We start from the raw sequence: 13,338 nt of genomic DNA, 5'->3' as shown, positions 1-13,338 counted from the left end.
GCAGAGTAGCAACGCCCTCTTCACTGAGCAGAGTGGTGATGAGCTCGGGGGAAATGAGGTCAGAGAGTGACTCAAACTGGGTGACATTGCTGGCGTGGAGAAAGTCGAGAGCCTGTTCGATACGCATAAAAAATCCGAAACCAATCAACAGGTTTCGGATTTTCACACAACAGAAGGATCGGTCAATGGATCCTTAACTGATCGGCATTAGCCTGAATGGGCTCCTTTTTTATCTGTCATTTATATAGCGGGTTCAGCCAACTGCCAGCCTTGATCACTTTTCATCAACCATATGCTGCTCTGCTGGGCGAGTACTTGACCTGCTGTAAATTCGCCGTATTTGTGGTCTAAATCCATCAGATCGAGGGCTTGCTGGAAGGGACCTTGTTGATCATAAGTCAAGTCCTCATGCTGCAATGCTTGCAGCTGGGTGAGCCCCAGGTTGAAGTGGAGCTGGTAGCCGATTTTGATGAGGTATGCCCCTTCGATCGGTTGCTCTGTCGCTAAAACGGTGATGTCGCTGACATCGAACAAGCCTGGCTCTGTCTGGGCCAACAATTGAGCGGTGGCGTGTTGCTGAATATCTTTTTCACTTGGTCCTGTACCACAACCATACAGGCTAGAGATAAGCAGGAGAGCGAGCCACTTTTTCATCGAAACTCCAGACATGGATGATCGGCATGGCACCAGTCATGGTGCCGGACATATCACTGACGGCTAGGTACGGCTGTCACGCAAAGTCCCAAGAGGTGAAACTTGGTCTCATCTTGTTACAGCTTATCAAGCTGCTGTAAAAACTCGCTGGGCCCCATAAAGCCAGTGACTCGCTGGCCGATCACTTCGTTACCTGCCGGATCAAAAAAGATCAGCGTAGGCAGACCCAATACATTAAGGCTGTTCAGCAACGCAATGTCTTGCGCATCATTGGCGGTGACATCGGCCTGCAGTAACACCATATCGTTGAAGCGTTGCTGTACATCGGGATGGCGAAACGTCTTGTGTTCAAACTCTTTACAGGCCACACACCAGTCAGCGTAGAGGTCAAGCATCACGGTTTTGCCTCGTGCAGCGGCAAGTTGAGTCTTTAGGTCCTCTGGCGTTTTGATACGGACAAACTGGGGCGTTACCCTGCTGCTGGCATTCGCTTGATCAACCGCGGCTGGGCGTAGCAGATCGTGAGTGATGACCACCAAACTCATGATGACCAGTAGCAGTGCAAAGCCTCGCAGACTTTTAGCGACCGAGTGAGCCTGATGCTGATTATGGTGGTAGAGGTAACCGCACAGCAGGGTGCCCCAGGCTAGCCAAGCCAGTGTCGCGACTTGCTCACTCCAGAGCCGCGATAGCAGCAAAATGGGGACCGCGAGCAGCGCAAAGCCAAACAGTTGTTTGATCACATCCATCCAGATGCCTGCTTTGGGCAACAGCTTTCCGCCAGAAGCCCCGATCAGCAGCAAGGGCAGCCCCATGCCGAGCGACAGGGCATAGAGCGCAGCGCCCCCGAGCCAGAGATCGCCGCTTTGGGCGACGTAGATGAGCGCTCCTGACAGCGGCGCCGTGGTGCAAGGGGAACAGACCAGCCCAGAGATCATCCCCATGATGGCAACCCCAATAACGGAGCCCCCCTGCTGGCGGTTAGCGAGGCCATTAAGTCGAGTTTGCAGACGGCTTGGGAGCTGCAGGGTATAGAGGCCAAACATCGAGAGCGCCAGCACGATAAACAGTATCGAGAGGCCGATCAGCACATAGGGGTGCTGCAACGCGGCTTGGAACTGCAGTCCTGCCGATGCGACCACTAAGCCGAGCAGGGTATAGGTCACGGCCATGCCTTGCACATACACCAAGGAGAGCAAAGCGGCTCGGCGGGTTGAGAGGTGCTGCCCAGCCCCCGCAATAATGCCGGTCAAAATGGGGTACATGGGGAAGACACAAGGAGTGAAAGCGAGCCCGAGACCCAGTGCAAAGAAGGCGACAACACTGAGCCAAAACCCCTGTTGGCCCAGTGCAGCGGCGAGCCGGTCTTGTTGGCTGCTGGCTGCTGGCATGGCGGTATTGGCTGGTAAGGCCGCAGCGCTGGTTTTGATGGGTTGCAGCGAGATCACTTTATCGGTAGGTGGATAGCATAGACCGTCAGTACAGCCCTGATAGCTGATTTTGAGGCTAGCCAGTTGACCGACTTGGGTGAGGGTCACGGGGATCGCTACCTGCTGGTAGTAGACCTGGGTTTTGCCGAAAAACTCATCTTCATGTTCGGTGCCGATCGGCAGTGTGGGTGGCTGAAAGGTGAGATCATTGCCGCTAAAACGAAAACTATGGCGATAAAGGTAATAACCATCGGCGATGCGAAAGGTCAGCTGAAGCTGATCGCCCCGCTGCTGGCTCTCGATAATAAACGCATCATCAACTTTAAGAAATTTAGGCTGAGTGCGGGTGAGCCCCAACGTGCTGAGGAGGTCACTGTTTGCCTCGGTGAGGGGGGGCATCAAGGTAGCTAAAAGAGCCATGAGGAGCGGTAATAATGAGCGACTCCAACGATACAAGATCATGACGTTTCCTGTGTTAACCAAGCGAGATAGTCAGGGAGGCCAGTAGCAATGGGCAAGGCCAGTAGCTCAGGGGTTTGGTAGGGGTGATGAGCCAGAATGCAGTGAGATAATGGCTCAAACAATGACCTTCGGGATTTAATGATGAGCTGGATTTCGGTTGCCCGTTCGATCTTACCCTCCCAGCGATAGAGGGAGGTCATGCCCGCCAGCTGGTTAATACAGGCGGCCAGTCGCTTGTTTAGCAACTGTTCGCAGAGTAAATCGGCGCTTGTCTGGTCTGGGCAGGTGCAAAGTACCACGATGGCATCAGTCATTACGGGGATCGTCACCTCGATAGGGTCAACCAGTATGGGCTCGCTGTTGCACAGACCGAACCCGAAAAACAGCGGCCACTATACCCCAGAGTGGGGTCAAATATCATCTGTCACCATTTGTGAGCTAATGCCAACAATTTGTGGGGGAGCCGAGATAGACGCTGTGAAAGGGACAAGGCAGAATGAGCGGGCTTGTTCCCTATCGACGTAAGGATATGTATGACCCAACAGAATGAGCAGCAGAGAAACCGCATGTTAAGCCTGCTGCGTGAAGGTGAGCGCCGCATGTTGGTTCAATTAGCCGGCCTGCTGCGTACTACCGCTGATGAAATCAATGCTGAGTTGGAGAGAGAAGAGCTGATGGACTCCTTGGAGCAACCGATCACAGTGGAGTATCTCAACGGTGTGGTGCAGCATCATCTGTTCGAGCGCAAGCATAAGGGTGACATTGCCGTTGCTCAGCAGATTTTGAGTGATTATCAAAGTGAGCTAGAGGCGTTGCAGGCAGCGCAATCGCAGTCAGAACAAAGCGTGACCACCGACGAAGGCAGCGAAGAGCTAAAGAGCCAAGCCTGACGCTGGTGCCCGTTGGCCCTCTCCTACACCATCATGCCCCCATGATGGTGTCCTGTTGCCACTGCCATCCTAATTTACCACCAGCCCCAACAGTTGCCGTGCCGCCGTTTAGCGTGCCGCTTGAGGCGGCATACCGTGTGGTATTTCACTGGGGATAGGGAAGACCTTGTCGTAGATCCAGTTGTAGATAAACGCGTAGACGAGATAGAAAACGACAAAACCAAGGTCAAGTATCAATGCCTCGAACATACTGACGCTGAGCCACCACGCCATGATTGGCAGGGCGACAATCAATAACCCCCCCTCAAAACCGAGCGTGTGCAGCACCCGTTGCCACAAGGTTTTGTGAGTATGTCCTTGATACTTCAAGAGCAATTTATCGACACCGAGGTTGTAGAGGTAATTCCAGAAGGTCGCTAGCACTGAGAAAAACAGTGCCAGTGGCCCCATGTGGTTTAGGCCCACGCCAGTGATCCAGCTAGCTAATGGTGCGGCAATCAACAAGCCAATTAATTCAAAGCCGATGGCATGGCGCAGACGATCATTACGGGTACGCATAAGTCACTCTCTTAATCCGGTATATTTACCAACTGCAGACTAATCTATAGTTTTTTAGCGATAGGTTCACGTTAGTATCCATCGTTAAAGTAGATATATTGGCCAGTGCTTATGAGGAGATCCCGCCCAATGTCGTGTTCACTGGAGCAGCTAAATATCTTGTTAGTGGCAGCCGAAACCGGCTCATTTTCAGCTGCAGCCCGCAAATTAGGTAAGGCGCAATCAGTGGTGAGTGCCGCCATTGCCAATCTAGAAATTGATCTGGCACTTACCCTATTTGATCGTTCAGGTCGTTATCCGCAACTGACGGCAGCGGGTACGCGGATGGTGCAAGAGGCCACTACCTTGTTAGCCCAGCGTGATCGGTTACACGCCATTGCTGGTGAATTGGCGGCAGGGACCGAGTCTCGGCTGACCTTGGCCATTGATGATGACTCCCATCTGCCGTGGTTTGGCACATTGCTAGAGGAGTTTGCAGCCCGTTATCCCAGCGTGGAGTTGGAGCTGCTGTTTCCATTAATGGAGGATGTGGCCGAATTACTGGAAAGTGGCCGTGCGCAACTTGGGATCAGTTATCGGCGTGAGTTACCGGAGCGGGAGATTGCCTCCTGTACCTTGGGGGCGGTCACCTTGCCCTTAGTGGTGGCGCCGAGTCATCCATTGGCTCATAAAACCCCCTTACGAGAGTCTGATTTACAAGGTTCCCGGCAATTGATGGTCACAGGACGGCGTGAGGGGACGGAGCGTCACCGTTTTCGCTTGTCCGCTCAAGTCTGGTGGGTCGAGGGGGACTTGGGAGTGCTGGAGCTGGTCAAACGGGGGCTCGGTTGGGCGGCGATCCCTGAATTTTTGCTTCATCCGTTGTTGGCTCGCCACGAGCTGGTGATCTTATCCCCTGATGTGGTTGCCCCGCCCAAACTAGAGTTGGAACTGCAGTGGCATCGCGCCCGCCCGCTGGGGCAGGCGGGGCGCTGGCTGAAGGAGGCTCTGCTGGCGCGGGTGCCTCGTTAGCCGACCTTACTCGGTCAGTGCATAAGGCAGGGGATGCAGTGAGAGCCGTGAATGCTCCTCTTGTTTAAGGCGAAACTGGGCGTTAGCCTCGGTATCTTTCGGCAACACGGCGGTGAGCCACAGCTGCCCACTCTGTTGCCACGCATTAAGCACCATACCGCTGCGGCGCCAGTTATCACCCAGCTGGATCTCTAGGGTGTCGCCTGCGCTAACCGGCTCGTTAGCGGTGCCGGTTAGCAGGAACAGGGCGCGGTTGTTGGCGCCACGATACTTGGCGCGGGCCACTGTCTCCTGCCCCATGTAGCAACCCTTGGTGAAGCAGATGCCGTCCAGCGCCTGCAGGTTGAGCATCTGCGGGATGAACTCCCCTTGATGTACCGCGGCCATGTGCGGCAGACCTGCCTTGATGTCGAGCCCCCACCAGAGTGACTCATCACCTTGCGCCAGAGCGTCGGCTTGCGGATTGCTCACCAGCAGCCAGCGATCCTGTTCGATCTTCACTGCCATACCGCCGTCAATGAGACCGCTCTGGTCAAGGCCAAACTGCGCGGCGATCCACGCATCGCTGCCCGTACCGGCAATTCCGGTGGCGTGACGCTCATCGGTGGCGATCTCCACCTTGGCGAATATCGCAAACTTTTTCAGCTCTGGTAGCTGGCGATCCAGCACCGAAGGGCTGGTCAGCAGCAACAAGCACTCTTCGAGACAGAGCAAACGGAAATTGCTCCACAACTTGCCTTTGGGGTCGCAGTGGCCGCCGAGGGTTTGCTCTCCTGGGTGCAGCGCGTTGACGTCACAGGTGACCTGACCTTGCAGATATTTGCCGCGATCTTGACCACTGATGCGGGTGATGGCGAGCTGGGTCAAGGCAAAGCGGGTCGGCACGGCAGGCAAAACAGGGGATGGCAGGCTCACGATGATATTCCAGAGAGAAAGTGTGTGAGCTGCATGGTAAAGACGTAACTAATGTTTGTCAGCCGGAAAATCCAGCTGATACCATCCCCTCTGTTCGCTAAGGAGAATGTCATGTTGAGCCCTGTTGAAAAATCCCGCCTGAAGTGGGCTTGCCGCCGTGGCATGCTCGAACTAGATGTGATCTTTATGCCTTTTTTTGAGCACGAGTTTGACTCCCTGAACGACGCGGAACAGCAGACCTTTATCCGTCTGCTGGAGAGCGAGGATCCCGATCTGTTCCGTTGGAGCATGGGCCATGCGGCCCCAGCCGACCCTGCTTTTGCCACCATGATCAAGATGATCTTGGCGCGCAATCAGGCCCGCCACGACCGCCAAGGGTGATCCTATGGTGCGGGTGAGCATGATGGTTCACCCTTCTCGCCGCCAGCGTGCGCTGCTGGTGGCGCTCTACCTGTTGTTGCTTTGGCCCGTTGCCAGCCTCATCAACGGTTGGCAGTGGGCACTGCTAATTCCGGTATGGCTAGTGGCGCTCAGCTTTAGCTGGCACGCGTTGGTTTGGCGCCCGTTTGAGCTGGTGTGGGATGGCCAATGGCTGACATGGCAAGGCTCACGCTATCAGCTCGACCCGCGCAGTCGGATTTTGCCCGGAGTGCTCAGGTTGGTGCTCTGTCCTGAGCCGGTCGATGACCAGCCCATGGGGGCTGCAGCGCAGATGTCACCGCCATTGTGGATCTTCTCCGATGCGCTATTGCCCGAACACTATCGTCAGCTGGCCCGAGCCATCCACTTTTTGCCCATTAGACGCTGATCCCTGTTCCCGTTCTTGCTGCTTGCCGCTCCAGCGAGCTGAGCGGCGATCATGTGGCTGGCGGTATGATGGAACATCACCCATTGCCAAGATCGCGTAGCAACCAAACAGTGCCCCCGCCAAAGCGGGGTCACTGTTTGGTTGCTACGCTTTGCGGGCTGGGAGTCAATCCCGCTCTGGGGTCAGCACGGTCGGCTTAGGGTTTGGCAGCATCTCTGGATAGTCGAGGTTGTAGTGCAGGCCACGGGACTCTTGACGTTGCTGGGCACAGTTAACAATCAGCTCGGCTACTTGCAGCAGGTTGCGCAGCTCCAGCAGGTTGTTGGAGACCCGGAAGTTGGCGTAGTACTCCTGCACCTCCTGCTTGAGCAGGTCGATGCGGCGCTTAGCACGGGCGAGGCGTTTGTTGGTACGCACTATCCCCACGTAATCCCACATCATCAACCGCAGCTCGTGCCAGTTGTGCTGGATCACCACCAGTTCGTCGGAATCCTCCACCTTGCTCTCGTCCCACACCGGCAGGCGCGGCGGCTCCACGCTCATCGGCAGCTTGGCCAGAATATCGGCCCCCGCCTGATGGGCATAGACCACGCATTCCAGCAGTGAGTTGGAGGCCATCCGGTTGGCGCCGTGCAGACCGGTGTAGGTCACTTCACCGATGGCGTAGAGGCCGGGGATATCGGTCTGGCCGTTATTGTCGATCATCACGCCGCCACAGGTGTAGTGGGCCGCAGGAACGATAGGGATGGCCTCCTTAGTGATGTTGATCCCCACCGCTAAGCAGCGCTCATAAATGGTCGGGAAGTGCTTGATGATGAAATCGGCCGGTTTGTGGCTGATATCCAGATACATGCAATCCGCCCCGAGCCGCTTCATCTCGTGGTCGATGGCGCGGGCAACGATATCGCGCGGTGCCAGCTCTGCTCGCTCATCAAACTCCGGCATAAAGCGGCTGCCGTCGGGGCGGCGCAGATAGGCTCCTTCGCCGCGCAGTGCTTCAGTCAGCAGAAAGTTGGGATCATCGGGGTGGAACAGGCTGGTGGGGTGGAACTGGTTGAACTCCAAGTTTGCCACTCGGCAGCCGGCGCGCCATGCCATGGCGATGCCATCGCCCGAGCTCACGTCAGGGTTGGAGGTGTATTGGTAGACCTTGGCCGCGCCACCGGTGGCCAATGCCACGAACCGAGCACGGATCACTTCGACCTGCTCGGCGTTGCGGTTCCAGACATAAGCACCGAGCACCTTGTTGCCCGGCAAATTGAGCTTGCGGGTGGTGATGAGATCGACTGCGTTAAAGCGCTCCATCAGCTGGATATTGGGGTGAGCGCGGACCTGATCGATCAGGGTGAGTTGCACCGCTTTGCCAGTGGCGTCGGCGGCGTGGAAGATGCGGCGATGGCTATGGCCCCCTTCCCGAGTGAGATGGTAGTGGGGCTCGCCATTGGCACTCTCCTCCTGATCGAAGGGGACGCCTTGCTGAATCAGCCATTGGATTGACTCGCGGGCGTGACGAGCGGTGAACTCCACCACCGCGGGGTCACACAACCCAGCGCCCGCGTTGAGTGTGTCGCTGACGTGGGATTCGATGCTGTCGGTCTCGTCGAACACGGCAGCGATGCCTCCTTGCGCATAGAGCGTTGCCCCCTCGCTGATGGGCCCCTTGCTCAGAACGAGGACGTTGGCATGGTCGGCCAAGCGCAACGCGAGGGACAAACCAGCGGCACCGCTGCCAATGATCAGGACGTCACAAAGGTATTCAACAGTGGCTTTCATAAGTATCATTGGCCTGGATTAAGAACTGGCACCATGGTAGCCCAGGTGAGTACATGGATGCAGCCAGCACCACATTTTTTTCATGCCTGCGAACTTTATGGAATTCCTTCTGTCTGAACTTGTGTTGAAGAAGGGCCGACATAGAAAAACGATAATTGAATGGGAGTTTTACGGCTCTGATGACCGACCAGAATCTACTGGATCAACAGCTGGTTGAGCGAGTCCAGCGTGGCGATAAGAATGCGTTCAACCTGTTGGTAAAAAAGTACCAGCATAAGGTGGTCAATCTGGTGGCCAAGTATGTTAGCAGTCCCGGTGACGTGCCCGACGTGGCACAAGAGGCTTTTATTAAAGCCTACCGAGCATTGCCGACATTTCGTGGCGAGAGTGCGTTTTACACCTGGTTGTACCGAATTGCCGTTAATACGGCGAAAAATTATCTGACCTCCCAGGGGCGTAGGCCCCCCAGCAGCGATGTGGAGGCTGATGACGCGGAGTCCTATGGTGGTGGTGAAGCCTTGCAGGAGGTATCAACACCGGAAAACTTGGCGCTGACCGATGAGATTAAGCGCACGGTGTTTGCTGCCATAGAGGCATTGCCGGAAGACCTGAGGACAGCGATCATCCTTCGTGAATTGGAAGGGCTGAGCTACGAAGAGATTGCCGACATCATGGATTGCCCTGTGGGTACGGTTAGATCCCGTATCTTCCGGGCGAGGGAAGCAATCGATAAAAAGCTGCAACCTCTGATCGAGCATTAACTGGGGAAAAACGGGTTAACATATGGCAAATAAAGAGCAACTCTCTGCCCTGATTGATGGTGAGCTGAGTGACATGCTGGCGGATGAGTTGGCGCAAGACGCCAACTTGCAAGAGACATGGGGTCGTTACCACCTGATTGGTGATGTCATGCGGGGAGAGGTGCCGAGTCATCTGCCGCTCGACTTCAGTGACAGCATCATGGCCCGATTAGCGGATGAACCTGCTTTATTGGCGCCCTCAGCGATGAGCAAGCCAGCACTGCCCGCCTCTGATGCCCAGCAGCATGAGATCGCTAACCCCGCCCCCCAAGGTAGACATAACGTGGTGCCCTTGTTTCGCCGAGTGGCCCAGCAGTTGGGTCAGTACGCGATTGCGGCATCGGTCGCGGCGGCAGTGATCTTTGGTGTGCAGTTTTATCAAGGGCAAGATGGGTTGCCGGCCAATCCCGTGCTCAATACGATCCCAGTGGGGGGGAGTGCCACACCGGTGAGTGTTCACTATCCCCAAGATCGCAGCCGAGCAGGCCAGCAGGAATTGACTGAGCAGCAAATGCAGGAGCAGCGCGAGCGAGTGAATGCGTTCTTGCGTGATCATCAGTTGCAACAGCGCCTGCTGCAAGATAAGCAGGCTCAGGAATAACCGAGCGTTAGGAATCACATTGTGCGCCAGTACAGCCGTTTTTTGCTGGCCTCGCTTTTACTGATCGGTGCCAAGGCCTCGGCCGACGATAAGTCGGCCGAGGCCTTGTTGCAGCTGATGCAAAAAGCGGTGCAGCAGCAAAATTTTGAGTTATCTATGGTCAAAGCGCGCCAAGGGCGCTTAGAGCCGATTCGTATTACCCATGGCGTGATCGATGGCAAAGAGGTTGCTCATATGAGTTATCTCGATGGTAAAGCCATTGAATATCTACAGCGTGGCGATGAGTTTACTTTTTTTGAAAATAGCCATGAGCCCTATACCCTCAAACATGCGCGCTTTCCTGGGATTTGGTCGACCCTGGTCAAGATGTCACTGCCCCGCGTACTGCAAAGTTATGACCTAGTACTAGCGGGCCGTAGCCGAGTGGCAGGATTGGTTGCTCAGGTAGTTCGTCTGGTTCCCAAAGAGAGCAGTAAGTATGGTTTCGTGCTGTGGCTTGATGAGCAAAGTCATCTGTTGTTGCGGGTCGATATGGTCGAGCGTGAAGGGACGTTAGTCGAGCAGGTACTTGGCGTTGATTTGGCGTTATTGAATGCCCCCTCTCCTTGGCTAGTCACCCTTTATCAGGGGCAGTTACCTGCGGCATTAGCGTTAGAAGATGCTTACCAAGCACCTCAGCAGCAGCTTAATTGGCATCTCACTTGGTTGCCAGAAGGGTTCAAGGTCTTGTCGCAAGACCGCCATCAATTAGTGACCACTAACGTGCCCGTCGATTACATGATGCTCTCTGATGGGGTGGTGGACTTATCGGTCTATGTGTCCCGCAACGATGATAAACAGGCGGTGCGTCAGCAGCTAATCCGTCAAGGCGCGACCTCATTAGTGAGCTATGTCAACGATGCGGGGATCGAAATCACCGTGGTGGGGGAGGTGCCCGCGGATACGGCCAAACAGATTGCTGAGTCGGTACAGCCAAGAAAAGAGGGATGATAGACATCCTGTGGTCATGGTGCTGGCGTGCGGCCTTTCTGGTGATTAACCCCGAGGATTGATTGTGGATGGTATGAGTGAAGAGGTGGCCACCGTGGTGGCCATTGAGGGCGATTATGCGTGGGTCGCGTGTGAGCGGCGCTCGGCGTGCAGCGGTTGCCAGCAACAATCAAGTTGCGGAACTGGCACGATTGCCAACGCATTTTCGGTGCAAACGCAGCATTTGCGGGTGCGTCTTACCACCACGGTGAGGATTGGCCAACAAGTGAGATTGGGCATCCCACAGCAGAGTTTGCTGCGCGGTGCGGCCTTGGTGTATGTGCTACCACTGCTGTGCCTGTTGCTGGGTGGATTGCTAGGGCAACTTTGGCTGGCGCCGTTACTGGCAGGGGGGGAGGGCATTACTATCCTGACCTCTTTGTTGGGGGGGGCTGGTGGTTTTTTACTGGTACGCTATTACGCTAATCGACTTGAGCAGGAGCGCTATGGCCCGCAGATGCTTGGGGTGCTGGTTCCCGTCCGTTCTCTCTCCTGATTGAATCGGCGCTATTTCTCGGATGCTGGCGACTAAAGAATGGCCGTCAGCTGGGTTATCCAGTAAAATCGCGCCTTCATAACTGACCTTAAACCAATTTTGAGTGACTCTTGCTCGATGAAATACATTCGTAACTTTTCGATTATTGCGCACATCGACCACGGTAAATCGACTCTGTCGGACCGTTTGATCCAGACGTGTGGTGGCTTGTCCGACCGCGAGATGCAGGCGCAAGTGCTTGATTCCATGGATTTGGAGCGCGAGCGCGGCATTACTATCAAAGCACAGAGTGTGACCCTGAACTACCAGGCTCAAGACGGTAACACCTATCAGCTGAACTTTATCGATACCCCAGGCCACGTAGATTTTTCTTACGAGGTTTCTCGCTCTTTGGCGGCCTGTGAAGGGGCGTTGCTGGTGGTGGATGCCGGTCAGGGGGTTGAGGCACAGACTCTGGCCAACTGCTATACCGCCATGGAAATGGAGCTGGAAGTGGTGCCGGTGCTGAACAAGATTGATCTGCCTGCTGCCGAGCCGGAGCGGGTCGCCGAGGAGATCGAAGACATCGTCGGTATCGACGCGGTCGATGCGGTACGCTGCTCCGCCAAAACTGGTCTGGGTGTTGATCTGGTGTTGGAAGAGATCGTTGCCAAGATCCCGGCTCCGGAGGGTGACCCGGACGCACCGCTACAGGCGCTGATCATCGACTCTTGGTTTGACTCCTATTTAGGGGTCGTTTCATTGGTGCGGATCAAACATGGTTCCCTCAAAAAGAACGACAAAATCAAGGTGATGAGTACCGGTCAGGTATGGGGTGTCGACCGGATTGGTATCTTCACGCCTAAGCAGGTAGATACCCAAGGGTTGGGCTGCGGCGAGGTAGGTTGGGTCGTTTGTGGGATCAAAGACATCCACGGTGCCCCTGTGGGCGATACCCTCACGCAGGCTAAAAACGGTGCCGACAAGGCGCTGGCCGGTTTCAAAAAGGTGAAACCTCAGGTCTACGCCGGTCTGTTCCCCATCTCCAGCGATGACTATGAAGCGTTCCGCGACGCGCTCGACAAGCTCTCCTTGAACGATGCTTCCCTGTTCTTTGAACCGGAAAGTTCCACTGCACTGGGCTTTGGCTTTCGTTGCGGCTTCCTCGGGATGTTGCACATGGAGATCATTCAGGAGCGTCTGGAACGTGAATATGACCTGGACCTGATCACCACGGCGCCGACCGTTGTGTATGAGATCGAGCTGACCGATGGCACCACCATCCACATCGATAGCCCAGCCCAGATGCCGGCTATCACCAGTATCAATGAGATGCGCGAACCGATCGCCGAGTGCAATATTCTGTTGCCGCAAGAGTACATGGGCAACGTGATCACCCTCTGTATCGAGAAACGTGGCGTGCAGACCAACATGGTCTATCACGGCAAACAGGTAGCGCTGACTTATGAAATCCCGATGGCGGAAGTGGTGCTCGACTTCTTTGACCGCCTGAAATCCACCAGTCGCGGTTATGCGTCGCTCGATTATGGCTTCAAGCGTTTTGAAACCTCTGACATGGTGCGGTTGGACATCATGATCAACGGTGAGCGGGTTGACGCATTGGCCATCATCACCCACAAGGAGAACGCCCAGTATCGCGGTCGTCAGGTGGTGGAAAAAATGCGTGAGTTGATCCCACGTCAGATGTTCGATATTGCCATTCAAGCCGCCATCGGTAACCAAATCATCGCTCGCAGCACCGTCAAGGCGTTGCGTAAAGACGTGACCGCCAAGTGTTACGGTGGCGATGTGAGCCGCAAGAAAAAGCTACTGAACAAGCAGAAAGAAGGTAAGAAACGGATGAAGTCTCTCGGCCGTGTTGATGTGCCGCAAGAGGCGTTTCTAGCAATTCTCCACGTAGGAAAGGACTAA

General features: G+C 55.3%; 15 protein-coding genes. 9 read left to right on the top strand and 6 right to left on the bottom strand.

Annotated features, from left to right (window positions below; translation table 11 throughout):
* Window positions 1–240: 240 nt before the first annotated feature.
* From CUC53_RS06170 to cutA, 3 genes are all read right to left on the bottom strand, one after another.
* Window positions 241–654, bottom strand: a complete 414-nt coding sequence (locus CUC53_RS06170) for a hypothetical protein (protein WP_100293344.1) — start codon at window positions 652–654, stop codon at window positions 241–243.
* Between the two features lie 116 nt (window positions 655–770).
* Window positions 771–2,546, bottom strand: coding sequence for a protein-disulfide reductase DsbD (locus CUC53_RS06165; RefSeq protein WP_100293343.1), 1,776 nt, complete (start codon window positions 2,544–2,546; stop codon window positions 771–773).
* Window positions 2,543–2,860: a divalent-cation tolerance protein CutA gene (gene cutA / locus CUC53_RS06160; RefSeq protein WP_100293342.1), complete on the bottom strand. Its 318-nt coding sequence runs from the start codon at window positions 2,858–2,860 to the stop codon at window positions 2,543–2,545. Before cutA ends, CUC53_RS06165 begins: the two co-directional genes overlap by 4 nt.
* A 219-nt stretch (window positions 2,861–3,079) precedes the next feature.
* Here cutA and CUC53_RS06155 point away from each other — a divergent pair, with 219 nt between their 5' ends.
* On the top strand, window positions 3,080–3,436 hold the full coding sequence (locus CUC53_RS06155) for a hypothetical protein (RefSeq protein ID WP_167386699.1): 357 nt from the start codon (window positions 3,080–3,082) through the stop codon (window positions 3,434–3,436).
* 108 nt (window positions 3,437–3,544) lie between these two features.
* Here the strand turns inward: CUC53_RS06155 and CUC53_RS06150 are convergent, their stop codons facing one another.
* On the bottom strand, window positions 3,545–3,994 hold the full coding sequence (locus CUC53_RS06150; RefSeq protein ID WP_100293340.1) for a PACE efflux transporter: 450 nt from the start codon (window positions 3,992–3,994) through the stop codon (window positions 3,545–3,547).
* Window positions 3,995–4,123: 129 nt separating this feature from the next.
* On the opposite strand from CUC53_RS06150, the gene CUC53_RS06145 reads away from it, so the two are divergent.
* Window positions 4,124–5,005, top strand: coding sequence for a LysR family transcriptional regulator (locus tag CUC53_RS06145; RefSeq protein ID WP_100293339.1), 882 nt, complete (start codon window positions 4,124–4,126; stop codon window positions 5,003–5,005).
* A 6-nt stretch (window positions 5,006–5,011) separates the two neighbouring features.
* Here CUC53_RS06145 and ygfZ read toward each other — a convergent pair whose 3' ends face one another.
* Entirely contained in the window at window positions 5,012–5,914 is a 903-nt protein-coding gene (ygfZ, locus tag CUC53_RS06140; protein ID WP_100293347.1) for a tRNA-modifying protein YgfZ, read from the bottom strand.
* Window positions 5,915–6,031: 117 nt separating this feature from the next.
* On the opposite strand from ygfZ, the gene CUC53_RS06135 reads away from it, so the two are divergent.
* Together CUC53_RS06135 and CUC53_RS06130 are read left to right on the top strand one after the other, a co-directional pair.
* A complete protein-coding gene (locus CUC53_RS06135) occupies window positions 6,032–6,301 on the top strand; it encodes an FAD assembly factor SdhE (RefSeq protein WP_100293338.1) in 270 nt (89 codons plus the stop codon).
* Between the two features lie 19 nt (window positions 6,302–6,320).
* Window positions 6,321–6,728 (top strand): protein YgfX, encoded by a 408-nt coding sequence (locus CUC53_RS06130; RefSeq protein WP_100293346.1) that lies wholly within the window; start codon window positions 6,321–6,323, stop codon window positions 6,726–6,728.
* A 165-nt stretch (window positions 6,729–6,893) separates the two neighbouring features.
* Here the strand turns inward: CUC53_RS06130 and nadB are convergent, their stop codons facing one another.
* Entirely contained in the window at window positions 6,894–8,501 is a 1,608-nt protein-coding gene (gene nadB / locus CUC53_RS06125; protein ID WP_100293337.1) for an L-aspartate oxidase, read from the bottom strand.
* Window positions 8,502–8,680: 179 nt separating this feature from the next.
* Here nadB and rpoE point away from each other — a divergent pair, with 179 nt between their 5' ends.
* The 5 genes from rpoE to lepA all read left to right on the top strand — a co-directional run bounded on the left by rpoE (window position 8,681) and on the right by lepA (window position 13,338).
* On the top strand, window positions 8,681–9,262 hold the full coding sequence (gene rpoE, locus CUC53_RS06120) for an RNA polymerase sigma factor RpoE (RefSeq protein ID WP_100293336.1): 582 nt from the start codon (window positions 8,681–8,683) through the stop codon (window positions 9,260–9,262).
* Between the two features lie 22 nt (window positions 9,263–9,284).
* On the top strand, window positions 9,285–9,902 hold the full coding sequence (locus CUC53_RS06115; protein WP_100293335.1) for a sigma-E factor negative regulatory protein: 618 nt from the start codon (window positions 9,285–9,287) through the stop codon (window positions 9,900–9,902).
* 21 nt (window positions 9,903–9,923) lie between these two features.
* Window positions 9,924–10,892: a MucB/RseB C-terminal domain-containing protein gene (locus tag CUC53_RS06110; RefSeq protein ID WP_100293334.1), complete on the top strand. Its 969-nt coding sequence runs from the start codon at window positions 9,924–9,926 to the stop codon at window positions 10,890–10,892.
* A gap of 73 nt (window positions 10,893–10,965) precedes the next feature.
* Window positions 10,966–11,427, top strand: a complete 462-nt coding sequence (locus CUC53_RS06105; protein WP_167386701.1) for a SoxR reducing system RseC family protein — start codon at window positions 10,966–10,968, stop codon at window positions 11,425–11,427.
* A gap of 117 nt (window positions 11,428–11,544) precedes the next feature.
* A complete protein-coding gene (lepA, locus tag CUC53_RS06100; protein WP_100293332.1) occupies window positions 11,545–13,338 on the top strand; it encodes a translation elongation factor 4 in 1,794 nt (597 codons plus the stop codon).

The organism is Aeromonas cavernicola (assembly GCF_002795305.1).
GTDB classification, from domain to species: Bacteria; Pseudomonadota; Gammaproteobacteria; order Enterobacterales; family Aeromonadaceae; genus Aeromonas; species Aeromonas cavernicola.
The sequence above is the reverse complement of the archived record's forward strand: the minus strand, read 5'-3'. Positions and strand labels throughout refer to the sequence as shown.

Coding starts and splice junctions, on each gene's coding strand:
- CUC53_RS06155 (WP_167386699.1), top strand. CDS start 3,080: ATGACCCAACAGAATGAGCAGCAGAGAAACCGCATGTTAAGCCTGCTG.
- lepA (WP_100293332.1), top strand. CDS start 11,545: ATGAAATACATTCGTAACTTTTCGATTATTGCGCACATCGACCACGGT.
- cutA (WP_100293342.1), bottom strand. CDS start 2,860: ATGACTGATGCCATCGTGGTACTTTGCACCTGCCCAGACCAGACAAGC.
- CUC53_RS06150 (WP_100293340.1), bottom strand. CDS start 3,994: ATGCGTACCCGTAATGATCGTCTGCGCCATGCCATCGGCTTTGAATTA.
- CUC53_RS06130 (WP_100293346.1), top strand. CDS start 6,321: ATGATGGTTCACCCTTCTCGCCGCCAGCGTGCGCTGCTGGTGGCGCTC.
- CUC53_RS06165 (WP_100293343.1), bottom strand. CDS start 2,546: ATGATCTTGTATCGTTGGAGTCGCTCATTATTACCGCTCCTCATGGCT.
- nadB (WP_100293337.1), bottom strand. CDS start 8,501: ATGAAAGCCACTGTTGAATACCTTTGTGACGTCCTGATCATTGGCAGC.
- CUC53_RS06115 (WP_100293335.1), top strand. CDS start 9,285: ATGGCAAATAAAGAGCAACTCTCTGCCCTGATTGATGGTGAGCTGAGT.
- rpoE (WP_100293336.1), top strand. CDS start 8,681: ATGACCGACCAGAATCTACTGGATCAACAGCTGGTTGAGCGAGTCCAG.
- CUC53_RS06105 (WP_167386701.1), top strand. CDS start 10,966: ATGAGTGAAGAGGTGGCCACCGTGGTGGCCATTGAGGGCGATTATGCG.
- CUC53_RS06170 (WP_100293344.1), bottom strand. CDS start 654: ATGAAAAAGTGGCTCGCTCTCCTGCTTATCTCTAGCCTGTATGGTTGT.
- CUC53_RS06145 (WP_100293339.1), top strand. CDS start 4,124: ATGTCGTGTTCACTGGAGCAGCTAAATATCTTGTTAGTGGCAGCCGAA.
- CUC53_RS06135 (WP_100293338.1), top strand. CDS start 6,032: ATGTTGAGCCCTGTTGAAAAATCCCGCCTGAAGTGGGCTTGCCGCCGT.